Origin of the sequence: Pseudomonas capeferrum (genome assembly GCF_013523055.1) — a bacterium.
GTDB classification, from domain to species: Bacteria; Pseudomonadota; Gammaproteobacteria; order Pseudomonadales; family Pseudomonadaceae; genus Aquipseudomonas; species Aquipseudomonas capeferrum_A.
Map to the genome: position 1 here is coordinate 1 of NZ_JAAMQM010000037.1, position 13,138 is coordinate 13,138.

The window sequence follows — 13,138 nt, forward strand, 5'->3', positions numbered from 1 at the left end:
TCCTGCGAAGACACAACCCCGGTGGCGAGCGGGCTTGCCCCGCGATAGCGCCCGCAAAAGCACCACCTCTCCAGCTGAATAGAGCGGCGTCACGGAGGCAGTGGCGCGGTGAATCATCGCGCAAGGAACAGATGCGGGGCGCTGCCACTGCCGCATCGCGGGACAAGCCCGCTCACCACAGGTACGCGGTGCGACAAAGATACACTCCCAAGCCACCGGTGCGCGGTGCGGCAAAGATACGTTCCCAAGCCACCGGTGCGCGGTGCGGCAAAGATACGTTCCCAAGCCACTGATGCGCGATCCGACAAAGGCACGCTTCCAGTCCACAGCAAGCGTTCCTGCGAAGACACAACCCCGGTGGCGAGCGGGCTTGCCCCGCGATAGCGCCCGCAAAAGCACCACCTCTCCAGCTGAATAGAGCGGCGTCACGGAGGCAGTGGCGCGGTGAATCATCGCGCAAGGAACAGATGCGGGGTGCTGCCACTGCCGCATCGCGGGACAAGCCCGCTCACCACAGGTACGCGGTGCGACAAAGATACACTCCCAAGCCACCGGTGCGCGGTGCGGCAAAGATACGTTCCCAAGCCACCGCTGCGCGGTGCGGAAGATACGCTCCCAAGCCACTGATGCGCGATCCGACAAAGGCACGCTTCCAGTCCACAGCAAGCGTTCCTGCAAAGACACATCCCCGGTGGCGAGCGGGCTTGCCCCGCGATAGCGCCCGCAAAAGCACCATCCCTTCAGCTGAATAAACACCCAGCAACAAACCCAGCAACCCAACGGTTCTCTGCCTAAGCTCCCCGACAATCCCAGCCTCGCGCGTGCACCACCTAGCCGACACGCTTTCGATCAATCTCTTGCAACACTCCCACCGCAACAGATAAGCCTGATCGACTAACGTGGCGGAGACCTTTCCCTCAGAGAATCGTCATGCATAAATCTCAAGAACACCTGCTCAGGCGCGGTCGCTTTTCCGAACCTGGCCGGCTATATCTGCTAACCACCGTTACTTACTGCCGAAAACCCTTTTTCCGGAATTTCCACCTTGCCAGGCGCGTCATCGGGCAGATGCGTCAGGCGGAACGCGAACAGGCATGCCTCTCCCTGGCCTGGGTACTCATGCCGGACCACTTGCATTGGCTGATCGAGCTCAAGGAGGTCACACTCGCCACACTGATGCGCAGGTTCAAATCGCGCTCAACTCATGCCCTGTACAAAAGCTGCAACTATCGAGGCACGGTCTGGCAACGCGGCTATCACGATCGCGGGCTGCGCAAGGATGAAGATGTCCTCAAGGTCGCGCGCTACATCGCCGGCAACCCGCTACGCGCCGGGCTCGTGGAGCACATCGGCGACTACCCCCACTGGGACGCGGTCTGGCTATGAGCGCCCCGCCTCTCAATGCAATCACCTCCGACACACCCACTGCGCAAGTTTCGCGCGGGGCTCGTAAAGCACATCGGCGACTACCCGCACTGGGACGCTGTCTGGCTATGAACGCCCCGCCTCTCAATGCAACCACCTCCGACACACCCACTGCACAAGTTTAGCGCGGGGCTCGTAAAGCACATCGGCGACTACCCGCATTGGGACGCTGTCTGGCTATGAACGCCCCGCCTCTCAATGCAACCACCTCCGACACACCCACTGCGCAAGTTTCGCGCCGGGCTCGTGGAGCACATCGGCGACTACCCCCACTGGGACGCGGTCTGGCTATGAGCGCCCCGCCTCTCAATGCAACCACCTCCGACACACCCACTGCGCAAGTTTCGCGCGGGGCTCATAAAGCACATCGGCGACTACCTGCATTGGGACGCTGTCTGGTTATAGCGTCCCAGCTCTTAGTGCAAACGCTTGCGACACATCAACTGCGCCAGCTTCGCGGTATCAGGCCGCTCGACGATGCCTTTCTCGGTGACGATCACATCGATCAGGTCCGCCGGGGTCACGTCGAACACCGGGTTGCACGCCTGGACAGGGTCCGCGGGCACAAAGCCCAGGCCTTGCAGCAATTCGGCGCCCGGCCGCTCTTCCAACGGAATGTCGTCGCCGGTAGCCAGGTTCAGGTCGATGGTCGAGCTCGGCGCCACCACCATGAAACGCACGCCGTGGTGCATCGCGGCTACCGCCAACTGATAGGTACCGATCTTGCTGGCGGCGTCGCCGTTCGCCGCGATGCAATCGGCGCCGACCACGACCCAGGTCACGCCCTTGGTCTTCATCAGGTGCGCCGCCGCCGAGTCGGCATTGACGACCACCGGCACCCGCTCGCCCGCCAGTTCCCAGGCCGTCAGGCGCGAGCCCTGCAGCCAGGGCCGCGTTTCGCACACGTAGACCCGCTCGATCATCCCTTCCAGGTGGGCGGCGCGGATCACGCCCAGCGCCGTGCCGAAGCCTCCACCGGCCAAGGCACCCGCATTACCATGGGTCAGCACGACCTGCTCGCTGCCCTGATGGCGACGGATAAGCTCGGCGCCGAACTGGGCCATGGTCAGGTTGGCCTCGCGATCGCTCAGATGGATCGCCACCGCCTCGGCTTGCATCACCGCCAGCACGTCTTCGTCGCGACGCACCCGCTGCAGGCGTTCACGCATGCGGTTGAGGGCCCAGAACAGGTTGGCCGCCGTGGGACGCGATTCGGCAAGGCTCAGGTAATCCTCTTCCAGGGCCATCTCCCAGTCGTCACCCGCCGCCAGGCGATCGCGCAAGGCCAGGACCAGCCCATACGCGGCACTGATGCCGATGGCGGAGGCACCGCGCACGGCCATGTCGCGAATCGCTTCGACCACGTCGCGCACATCCGAGCACACCAGCCAGCGTTCCTCGGACGGCAGCAGACGCTGGTCGAGCAGATGCAGAGCCCCGTCACGCCAGTGGATGCCTTGCACCTTCTCCGCCGCCATCAGTCGCTCGCGCATCGCCTCTCCCTATCGTTCGGACATCAAAAGCGGGCGATTATAGCGACCCTCAGCCCCAGACGCTCGGGTATACTGCCGCTTTCGCCGAATCGATCCTGGTAGACCCTGCATGCCTACAGCCACCACGCCCCTCGACCTGCTGCTCCTGCCGAGCTGGCTGGTGCCCGTCGAACCCGCCGGGGTGGTGCTGGAGGGACACGGGCTGGGCATCCGCGACGGCCTGATCGCCTGGCTCGGCCCGCGCGACAAGGCGCCCGCCGCCCTCGAAACCCGCGAACTGCCCGATTGCCTGCTCACCCCCGGCCTGATCAATGCCCATGGCCACGCCGCCATGACCCTGTTTCGCGGCCTGGCCGACGACCTGCCGCTGATGACCTGGCTGCAAGAGCACATCTGGCCCGCCGAGGGCCGTTGGGTCGACGAGGCGTTCGTGCGCGACGGCACCGACCTGGCCATCGCCGAGCAGCTCAAGGGTGGGATCACCTGTTTCTCGGACATGTACTTCTTCCCCAAGGAGGCCTGCGCGCAGATCCATCGCAGCGGCATCCGCGCCCAGGTGGCCGCGCCCCTGCTGGACTTCCCCATCCCCGGGGCCCGCACCACCGAAGAAGGCCTGCAACAAGGCATCGAGCTGTTCAACGACCTGCGCCACCATCCGCGCATCAGCATTGCCCTCGGCCCGCACGCGCCGTATACGGTCAGCGACGAGAATCTGGAGAAGATCCGCGTCATCGTCGACCAGCTCGACGCACCCGTCCAGATACACCTTCACGAGACCGCCCACGAAGTCGAGCAGTCATTGGCCGAGCACGGCGAACGCCCCCTGGCCCGCCTCGCCCGCATCGGCATGCTGGGCCCGCGCCTGCAGGCCGTGCACATGACCCAGGTCAGCGACGAAGACCTCGCCCTGCTGGTAGAAAGCAATACCAGCGTGGTGCACTGCCCCGAATCCAACCTCAAGCTCGCCAGCGGCTTCTGCCCGGTCGAACGTCTGTGGCAAGCCGGCGTCAATGTAGCTATCGGCACCGACGGCGCAGCGAGCAACAACGACCTGGACCTGCTCGGCGAAACCCGTACGGCCGCCCTGCTGGCCAAGGCGGTCGCCGGGTCGGCCACCGCCCTCGACGCCCACCGCGCCCTGCGCATGGCCACCCTCAATGGAGCCCGCGCCCTTGGCCTGGAGGCCCTCACCGGCTCGCTGGAGCTTGGCAAGGCCGCGGACCTGACCGCGTTCGACCTGTCCGGCCTGGCTCAGCAGCCGGTCCACGACCCGGTCTCGCAACTGATCTACGCCACTGGCCGCGATTGTGTCCGCCATGTCTGGGTAGCGGGCCGGCAGCTGCTCGAAGACCGCCGCCTGACCCGCATGGACGAAACGGCGCTGGTCGCCACTGCCCGTGCCTGGGGCGACCGCATCAACGGGCGCAACGAATAACCGGGCCGACAGCCAAGGCTGTCGCCCTGTGTCACCTATCATCGAAGTTTCAGAGGACTGTTCAATGAGCAACGTCGACCACGCCGAAATCGCCAAGTTCGAGGCCCTCGCCCATCGCTGGTGGGACCGCGAGAGCGAGTTCAAGCCCCTGCACGACATCAACCCGCTGCGCGTCAACTGGATCGACGAACGCGTCGGCCTGGCCGGCAAGAAGGTCCTGGACGTCGGCTGCGGCGGCGGCATCCTCAGCGAGGCCATGGCCCTGCGCGGCGCGACCGTGACCGGCATCGACATGGGCGAGGCGCCCCTGGCCGTGGCCCAGCTGCACCAGCTCGAGTCCGGCGTGAACGTGGAATACCGGCAGATCACCGCCGAGGCCCTGTCCGTGGAAATGCCCGAACAGTTCGACGTGGTCACCTGCCTGGAGATGCTCGAGCACGTGCCCGACCCTTCCTCGGTGATCCGCGCCTGTTTCCGCATGGTCAAGCCCGGTGGCCAGGTGTTCTTCTCCACCATCAACCGCAACCCCAAGGCCTACCTGTTCGCCATCATCGGCGCCGAATACATCATGAAGCTGCTGCCGCGCGGCACCCATGACTTCAAGAAATTCATCCGCCCGTCCGAGCTGGGCGCCTGGAGCCGCAGCGCCGGCCTGCAGGTCAAGGATGTCATCGGCCTGACCTACAACCCGCTGACCAAGCACTACAAGCTCAGCAGCGACGTGGACGTCAACTACATGATCCAGACCCTGCGCGAGGAATGAACATGCGTTTGCGAGCGGTACTCTTCGACATGGACGGCACCTTGCTCGACACGGCGCCGGACTTCATCGCCATCTGCCAGGCCATGCTTGCCGACCGCGGCCTGGCGCCGATCGATGACAAACGCATCCGTGACGTCATCTCCGGCGGCGCGCGCGCTATGGTCGCCGCCACCTTCGACATGGCGCCGGACGCGGAAGGCTTCGAGGCCCTGCGCCTGGAGTTCCTCGAGCGCTATCAGCGCGATTGCGCGGTGCACAGCCACCTGTTCGACGGCATGGAGCAACTGCTGGCCGACATCGAGAAGGGCAACCTGCTGTGGGGCGTGGTCACCAACAAGCCGGTGCGCTTCGCCGAGCCGATCATGCAGCGCCTGGGCCTGGCCGAGCGTTCGGCGCTGCTGATCTGCCCGGACCACGTGAAGAACAGCAAGCCCGATCCCGAGCCGCTGATCCTGGCCTGCAAGACCCTGAACCTGGACCCGGCCAGCGTACTGTTCGTCGGTGACGACCTGCGCGACATCGAGTCCGGCCGCGACGCAGGCACGCGAACGGCCGCGGTGCGCTACGGCTACATCCATCCGCAGGACAACCCCGACCACTGGGGCGCCGACGTGGTGGTCGACCATCCGCTGGAGTTGCGCAAGGTGATCGACAGCGCGCTGTGCGGCTGCTGAGCCGTCGCCACGCCGTGCCTTTGCGTAATTCGAAACCAGCCAGGTCACTCATGCTCGACTGCATCGCTCGTCCCGACCTGTTGCACAGGCGCGCCATCCGGGTGACCGGTGCCGCCGTGCGGCCATTGAACCGTGACCCGCGCCCTGCCCTTGCGTAGCCCGAAACCAACGAGGACACCCATGTTCGACTACACCGCTCGCCCCGACCTGCTGCAAGGACGCATCATTCTGGTGACAGGCGCCGGTCGCGGTATCGGCGCCGCCGCCGCCAAGGCCTATGCCGGCCTCGGCGCAACCGTGCTGCTGCTGGGCAAGACCGAAGCCAACCTCAACCAGGTCTATGACGAGATCGAGGCCGCCGGCCACGCGCAACCGGTGGTGATCCCCTTCAACCTGGAAACCGCCCTGCCGCACCAGTACGACGAACTGGCGGTAATGATAGAAAACCAGTTCGGCCGCCTCGACGGCCTGCTGCACAACGCCTCGATCATCGGCCCGCGCACGCCGATCGAACAGCTGTCGGGCGAGCACTTCATGCGTGTCATGCACATCAACGTCAACGCCATGTTCATGTTGACCAGTACCCTGCTGCCACTGCTGAAGCTGTCCCAGGACGCCTCGGTGGTCTTCACCTCCAGCAGCGTCGGGCGCAAGGGCCGGGCTTACTGGGGCGCCTATGGCGTATCCAAGTTCGCCACCGAGGGCCTGATGCAGACCCTCGCCGACGAGTTGGAGGACGTTGCCCAGGTACGTGCCAACAGCATCAACCCAGGCGGCACCCGCACCAGCATGCGCGCCCTCGCCTACCCCAGCGAGAACCCGCAGAGCGTGCCTTCGCCGGAAGAGATCATGCCGGTGTACCTGTACCTAATGGGCCCGGACAGTGCCGGGGTCAATGGCCAGGCGTTCAACGCGCAGTAAGGTTCATCGCGGATGGCCCGGCATCCCGGCGAGCCTCAATGTCAGTCGCTCGAGGGAAATCATTCGGTTTCAGGCAATGAGATTTGCTGCGCGGCTGCCGGCCCATCGCGGGACAAGCCCGCTCGCCACCGATTTCTTGGTTTGCCGGAGAAGCTGTGACCGCCATTTCCTGGTTTGCCTGAGAAGCCGTGACTGCCATGAAACCGGTGGCGAGCGGGCTTGTCCCGCGATAGGCCGGCAGCATCAGCGAAAATTTCAAGACCTGATGATAGCCCTCGGGATCTAGACAACCGACTGCATCAACTGACCGGCACTTGACCGCGCTCGACCCTGCTGGCGCACTTCGAGCTGCATGCACCGCTCGAGGAACAGGAACATGCAGTCATAGCTCTTGCAAATCGCCCTGCGCAGCTCGTCGCGCAAGGCCTGGGTCGGGTTCTCCCCGGCCAGGGTGCAAATGATCTCGAAGGCTTCCCACGGGTGCGCGTCATCATAATGAGCGTGCATCTTCAACCACTTCATCGCGCGCTTGCGGGTCTCTCCCGGGAAGCCTTCGGCATAGGTCCCGTTCGAGCAGACCACGCTCGACCATTCGCCGGTCGCGCCTTCGATGGCGTAGTTGGTGGCCGCGATCGCCACCACCAGCGATTCGGTGGTGCATACGCGCCAGCACCAGTCGTTCAATGCATTGAGCTCCAGCGGCACATCCTGAGCCTGCAGGTCCGCCAGGCTCACGCCGTGCGCCTGGCACCAGTGCAGCCAGTAATCGGCATGGTTGAGCTCGACACGGATATTACGCATCAGCCAGCGTCGCGCCATGTCCTCGCCGGGATGCCGGGCATAGCGGGTCTTGGTCAGGTTATGCGCCATGTACAGGGAAAACTGCTCCACCACCGGCCAGCCGCCAATCAGGTACTGGCGGATCGTCGCGGCCCCGAGCTGCCCATCGCGCAAGCGCTGGTAGAGCTCATGCTCGACCACCCGGCGCTTGCTCTCGCGGCAGTCCTCGATCAGTTGCTGGGCCCATGCGGGGTAGCTGACGGGGTCCATCAATGGCCCAATCCGAACGAATGCATCGATCACTGTCAACTCCTTGGTTCCTTGTGATGTGTAGTGAATCAGCGAAAAGCCCCTGGTGCTCTGTGCAACAAAGGCCTTGCCGCAACCCGTTTGCGGTGCAGGCTTTCGCAGGTGAATATCTGTGGCCGCTCGATCAGATAACCCTGCGCGTAATCCACACCGATTTCATGCAAGGCCTGCTCGATCATCGGCGTTTCGACGAACTCGGCGATGGTCCGTTTGCCCATCACATGTCCGATATGGTTGATCACCTCGACCATGGCCCGGTTGACCGGATCGTCTAGCATGTCCCTGACGAAACTGCCGTCGATCTTCAGGAAGTCGACAGGCAGATGCTTGAGGTAGGCGAATGACGACATGCCGGCGCAGAAGTCATCCAGGGCGAACTTGCACCCCAGCGCTTTCAATTCATTGATGAAGCCAATGGCGCTGCCCAGGTTGGCGATCGCGCTGGTTTCGGTGATTTCGAAACAGATCATTCGCGGTGGTATCGCGTACTCGACGAACAGACGCTGGACCTGGCCGAGGAAGGCGTCGTCACCGATGCTGGCGCCCGAGAGGTTGATGGCGCACAGGGCCAATGGCCCCTCATGCCCGTCGTCCAGGCACTGGCGGATCACCTTGAACACCTCTCGCACCACCCAGCTGTCCAGGGCGGTCACCAGGCCATAGCGCTCGGCGGCCGGAATGAAACTGTTCGGCAGGATGACCCGCCCGTTTTCGTCATGCAGGCGCAGCAGTATTTCGATATGAGCACCGCCCGTCTGCTGCCCGAGGGGGGCGATTTCCTGGGCGTACAGACAGAAGCGGTTTTCTTCCAGGGCGACGTGCAAGCGCTGCACCCAGGCCATCTCGCCGAAGCGCATGGACAGCTCGCTGTCGTCCGGGTGATAGACCTGGACCCGGTTACGGCCCTTCTCCTTGGCCATGTAGCAGGCCATGTCCGCGGCCCGCAGGGCGGCTTCCAGGGTGAGCGGCACCTGGTTGAGATGTACCAGGCCGATGCTCACGGTACTGACGAAGGGCCGGCCCTTCCAGACGAAATGCAGGCTCTGCACAGCCTGACGCAGGTTTTCGGCGATACGTTCGCCTTGCTCCGGCGGGCAGCTTTCCAGCAGCACGCCGAACTCGTCGCCGCCCAGGCGCGCCAGGGTATCGCCCTCGCGCAGGCATGCCTGCAGCACGGCGCAGATATGCCGAAGCAGCTCATCCCCCGCGGCATGGCCACTGGTATCGTTGACCAGCTTGAACTGGTCCAGGTCGAGGAACATCAGCGAATGCCGCCCCGCCTGGCGCGCCACGCCATTGAGCACCTGTTCGAGGCGGTATTCGAATTCCCGTCGATTGGCCAGCCCGGTCAGGGCATCGTGGGTGGCCTGCCAGGACAGGTTGGCGATGTACTGACGCTCCTGGGTCATGTCATGCAGCACCACCACCATGCCGCTGACCTGCTGCTCGGTGAGAATAGGCGAGCCGACCAGGTTGACCGAAACCCTGCTGCCATCCAGGCGCTGGATCAGGCGGGCATGTTCGACACCGCCCTTGAGCGTACCATCGAGGACCTGCTCGACCAGATTGCGGCTGTCCTGTTCGGCATGTTCATCGAGCAGACTGAACAGCGCCGCCAAGGGCAGGCCGTGGGCATGGTCGGCCTGCCAGTAGGTCAACTGCTCGGCGGCCGGGTTCATGTAGACGATATTGCCCGCCACGTCGGTGGTGAGCACCGCGTCGCCGATGGCTTCGAGGGTGATCTGCGCGCGGTCCTTCTCCCGCTGCAAGGCGCTGGCAAAGGCCTGACGCTGCGCCAGCAGCTTGCTCGAACGCCGCCAGGCCAACGCAATCAGGAACAAGGCCGTGGCCAGGTTGGTGATCATCAGCAGTTTCAGAAGAGTGCGCGACCCTTCGCCCAGCGCGTCGCTGAAGGCCTTGGCCGCGGGTGCCACGCCTTCGTTGAGGGACACGATACGGTCTTTCCACTGGGCGACCTGGCGGGCGCTGACCGGGCCATCGATGTAGTCCTGGCGCATCTGCCTGGCGAGGGCATCGAGCTCTTCGAGGTAGACATCGCCAATCTTCCAGTAGCCGATGGCCCTCTGCATGTAGCTGACCTGGGAGAAGTTGCGGTAGAACCAGATGACCTGAGGCACATCGTCGGGATGGTTGCCGCCTTGCAGGATGCCTTGGCGCGCGGCGATCAGATCGGGCTTGGGCAACTCCAGGGCGACCCGCGCGTCATATCCGCCCTGCGGCACGGCGATTGCCTGACGGTAGCGTTGGTAATAGTGCTCGGCCGGGTTTTCGGCATACAGGGTGAGGTAGTAGATGGCATCCTTCTGTCCCTTCGACCACAGGCTTTCGCCCACCACGTAGGCACGCACCGCCGACAGCGCATAGAGGCTGATGCTTCCCAGGCACACCTGAAAAAGCACGACAGCAACAAAGGGCCAGATGATGCCCAGCAGCCTTGGTGCCTCGAGAGTCCGATTTCTCGTCATTTAATCCCTGTTACTAAAGGCGTTGAGGCTCGATCCGATTGGACAAGCTCAGCGTAGGCGATTTGCCATAAACGTGACGGGGATTTTTTGTTCGGATTCACGGGTTGATGGAGAGATTGGGCGGGCCTGGATCGAGGGACGTGGACGGGCGTTGGTCTGTCGCTGGCTTGCCGGGACGCCGGACCGCCTGCGATCGAGGCCGAAGGACTCGCCTGGTAATAAAAACCGTGGATTCCCTACTATGGCGGTGGAGACCTGTGCTTCCACATCTATCGCCGGTGGTTGAAACGTTTGTATTACCAGGCGAGTCCTTCGGCCTCGATCGCAGGCGGTCCGGCGTCCCGGCAAGCAGCTTCCGACCCTACGATTGGCCATCCAGACGGCCAGAGCCTCAGGTCTGCTGCAAATGCCCATACAGCTTGGCATACAACCCACCATCGGCAATCAACTGCTGATGCCCGCCATCCTCGGCCACGCGCCCGCCATCGAACACCAGCACCCGGTCGGCCTGCTTCACCGCCGACAGGCGATGGGCAATGATCAGTGTGGTGCGTCCGCTGAGAAAGCGCGCCATGGCCTGGTGCAGGTTGTACTCGGTCGCGGCATCGAGGGCCGAGGTGGCTTCGTCGAGGATGACCACTTTGGGCTCGGCCAGGATCATGCGGGCAATCGCCAGACGTTGACGCTGACCACCCGACAAGCGCACACCCGAACGCCCCACCACGCTGTCGAGCCCTTGGGGCAAGGCAGCGATGACGGCATCCAACTGGGCGATCCGCAGGGCCTGCCAGCAGGCTTCGTCATCACAGTCGCGGCCCATGGTCAGGTTGGCGCGTACGCTGTCGTTGAACAGCGCCGGGTGCTGCAGCACCACGGCGACATTCTCCCGCAAGGTTTCCAGACCGATTTCCTGCAGACTCGCGCCGCCGAAACGAATGGTGCCGGCCTGGGCGTTGTAGAGCCCCAGCAGCAGCTGCACCAAGGTGCTCTTGCCTCCACCGCTGGCGCCCACGATGGCAACTTTCTCGCCCGGAGCGATGGACAGGTCCAGATGGTCGAGCACCGGCTCGTCGGCGTAGGCGAAACGCAGGTCGCGTACTTCGATGCCCACCGTGTCGCGCCCGGCAAAGGGATCGCTGGCCGCCGGATACTGGGGCTCGTCGTCACGTGCCAGCAGCTCGTTGAGCCGACTGAGGGCGCCCCCCGCGGCGTAATAGGCGTACTGCAGGTTCAGCAACTGCTCTACCGGCCCGATCATGAACCAGAGGTAGCTGAACACCGCGAGCATCTGGCCGATCGACAGGTCGGAGAACAGCACCGTGAGCATCGCCGCCGCGCGGAAGATGTCGATGCCGAACTGGAACAGCAAGCCACTGGCGCGCCCGCTGGCATCGCTCTTCCATTGCGAGGCGATGGCAAAGTCGCGCACTTCGCGGGCCCGCAGCCCCAGACGACCGAGAAAATAACCTTGGCGGTTGCCGGCGCGGATTTCCTGAATCGCGTCGAGGGTTTCGGTCAAGGCCTGGGTAAAGCGCGAGGTGCTGTCGTTCTCGAGCTTCTTGAGGTGCTTGACGCGCTTGCCCAGCTGCACGGTGAAATAGATCACCAGCGGGTTGAACAGGAGGATCAAGAGCGCCAGCTTCCAGTGCATCCACAACAGGATGGCGGCCGTGCCGGTCAACGTCATCATGGCGACCAGGAAGCGGCTGAGCGTCTCGCCGACGAACTTGTCGAGCGTGTCCAGGTCGGTCACCAGGTGCGTGGCCACGGTGCCACTGCCCAGGTCTTCGTACTCCTTCAGGGAGATGCGCTTGAGCCGTTCGATCAGGCGAATGCGCAGCCGGTAGACGATGTCCTTGGCCAGGCCGGCGAACAGCCTGGCCTGGATGACGTTGAACGCCAACGCGGCCAGGCGCAGGGTAAGCGTGGCGACCAGCATCAGGCCGATGTACCCGGCGGCTTTCTGCCACTCGGGCGGCAGCAGGTGGTTCATCCATTTCAGCGCGGCGTCGCCGTGCCCGAGCAGCACTTCGTCCACCAGCAGCGGCAGCAACAGCGGAATGGGGACGCTGCACAGGGCAGCGAGGACGGCTACGGTATTGGCGCTCCACAACGCCTTGCGCCGATGCAACGCCAGGCGGCGGATCTCGGCCCAGTTCAGCCGATCCGCGACCGCGGGCGCGCGCCCGGGCACCGGGTCGGGCGAGCCTGGCAGGTCAAGCACAGGCGGCCTGCTGCAACCAGCGCCCGAGCAAGGGCTGCAGGCGATCGAGCGGCTGGTAGCCATTGGTCAGCAGCGCCAGCTGGCCATTGCGCTCGGCCAGCAAGGTAGGGAAACCCGCGATGCCCAGGCCCTGCACCCAGGTAAAATCCGCCGCCGTGGCGGTGCGAGTGTCGAGGCGGTTGAACGCCTCGCTGAACGATGCGCGATCGAAACCGGCCTGTTCGGCCAGCTCGACCAATCGGGGGGCACGGGTGACGTCGACACCTTCCTGGTAGAAAGCCTGCTGAATCAGCGTCAACAATGGCCAGACGCGCGCGGCGTCCGTCTCGCGGGCGGCGACCAGGGCCCGGCAGGCCGGTTCGGTGTCGTAGACGAAGCCGTCCGGCAGCGCGTCGTCGAAGCGAAAGCCCTGTCCGGTGGCCTCGGCGACCGCCTGCCAATGATCGAGGATGTAGCCGCGGGTCGAGGCATCCAGCGCAGTGCTGCCGGAACGCAGCCCGCCCGGCACCACGCGGGTCTCGACCCCGGCTTCACGCGCCTGCGCGATCAAGGCCTCGGCCACCGGCGCGAAACCCCAGCACCAGGAGCACATCGGGTCCATCACATAAAGCAGGCGTGCGGACATGCA

General features: G+C 64.4%; 11 protein-coding genes. 5 read left to right on the top strand and 6 right to left on the bottom strand.

Annotation, left to right across the window (positions count from 1 at the left end; all coding sequences use genetic code 11):
* Nucleotides 1–930: 930 nt before the first annotated feature.
* On the top strand, nt 931–1,386 hold the full coding sequence (locus tag G7009_RS26650; protein WP_181133263.1) for an REP-associated tyrosine transposase: 456 nt from the start codon (nt 931–933) through the stop codon (nt 1,384–1,386).
* Between the two features lie 455 nt (nt 1,387–1,841).
* Here G7009_RS26650 and mtnA read toward each other — a convergent pair whose 3' ends face one another.
* Nucleotides 1,842–2,918 carry an S-methyl-5-thioribose-1-phosphate isomerase gene (gene mtnA / locus G7009_RS26655; RefSeq protein ID WP_181133264.1) on the bottom strand — a complete coding sequence of 359 codons (1,077 nt, stop codon included), beginning with the start codon at nt 2,916–2,918 and terminating at the stop codon, nt 1,842–1,844.
* Between the two features lie 109 nt (nt 2,919–3,027).
* Between mtnA and G7009_RS26660 the strand changes: the two genes are divergently transcribed.
* From G7009_RS26660 to mupP, 3 genes are all read left to right on the top strand, one after another.
* The gene (locus tag G7009_RS26660) at nt 3,028–4,353 is read left to right on the top strand and encodes a TRZ/ATZ family hydrolase (RefSeq protein ID WP_181133265.1); all 1,326 of its coding nucleotides are present in this window, start codon (nt 3,028–3,030) and stop codon (nt 4,351–4,353) included.
* A 64-nt stretch (nt 4,354–4,417) separates the two neighbouring features.
* On the top strand, nt 4,418–5,116 hold the full coding sequence (gene ubiG / locus G7009_RS26665) for a bifunctional 2-polyprenyl-6-hydroxyphenol methylase/3-demethylubiquinol 3-O-methyltransferase UbiG (protein ID WP_181133266.1): 699 nt from the start codon (nt 4,418–4,420) through the stop codon (nt 5,114–5,116).
* A 2-nt stretch (nt 5,117–5,118) separates the two neighbouring features.
* Nucleotides 5,119–5,790, top strand: coding sequence for an N-acetylmuramic acid 6-phosphate phosphatase MupP (mupP, locus tag G7009_RS26670; protein ID WP_181133267.1), 672 nt, complete (start codon nt 5,119–5,121; stop codon nt 5,788–5,790).
* Nucleotides 5,791–5,834: 44 nt separating this feature from the next.
* On the opposite strand, the gene G7009_RS26675 is transcribed toward mupP, so the two are convergent.
* Entirely contained in the window at nt 5,835–5,972 is a 138-nt protein-coding gene (locus tag G7009_RS26675) for a hypothetical protein (protein ID WP_181133268.1), read from the bottom strand.
* On the opposite strand from G7009_RS26675, the gene G7009_RS26680 reads away from it, so the two are divergent.
* Nucleotides 5,971–6,711 (top strand): YciK family oxidoreductase, encoded by a 741-nt coding sequence (locus G7009_RS26680; protein ID WP_181133269.1) that lies wholly within the window; start codon nt 5,971–5,973, stop codon nt 6,709–6,711. The two genes, G7009_RS26675 and G7009_RS26680, sit on opposite strands and share 2 nt — an antisense overlap.
* A gap of 282 nt (nt 6,712–6,993) precedes the next feature.
* On the opposite strand, the gene G7009_RS26685 is transcribed toward G7009_RS26680, so the two are convergent.
* The 4 genes from G7009_RS26685 to G7009_RS26700 all read right to left on the bottom strand — a co-directional run bounded on the left by G7009_RS26685 (nt 6,994) and on the right by G7009_RS26700 (nt 13,135).
* Nucleotides 6,994–7,794 (bottom strand): TenA family transcriptional regulator, encoded by an 801-nt coding sequence (locus G7009_RS26685; protein ID WP_181133270.1) that lies wholly within the window; start codon nt 7,792–7,794, stop codon nt 6,994–6,996.
* A gap of 35 nt (nt 7,795–7,829) precedes the next feature.
* Nucleotides 7,830–10,286 (bottom strand): EAL domain-containing protein, encoded by a 2,457-nt coding sequence (locus G7009_RS26690; RefSeq protein ID WP_181133271.1) that lies wholly within the window; start codon nt 10,284–10,286, stop codon nt 7,830–7,832.
* Nucleotides 10,287–10,677: 391 nt separating this feature from the next.
* Nucleotides 10,678–12,510 (bottom strand): ABC transporter ATP-binding protein, encoded by a 1,833-nt coding sequence (locus tag G7009_RS26695; protein WP_181133272.1) that lies wholly within the window; start codon nt 12,508–12,510, stop codon nt 10,678–10,680.
* Nucleotides 12,503–13,135: a DsbA family protein gene (locus G7009_RS26700; protein ID WP_181133273.1), complete on the bottom strand. Its 633-nt coding sequence runs from the start codon at nt 13,133–13,135 to the stop codon at nt 12,503–12,505. The genes G7009_RS26695 and G7009_RS26700 overlap by 8 nt, the downstream gene beginning before the upstream one ends.
* Nucleotides 13,136–13,138: the final 3 nt, after the last annotated feature.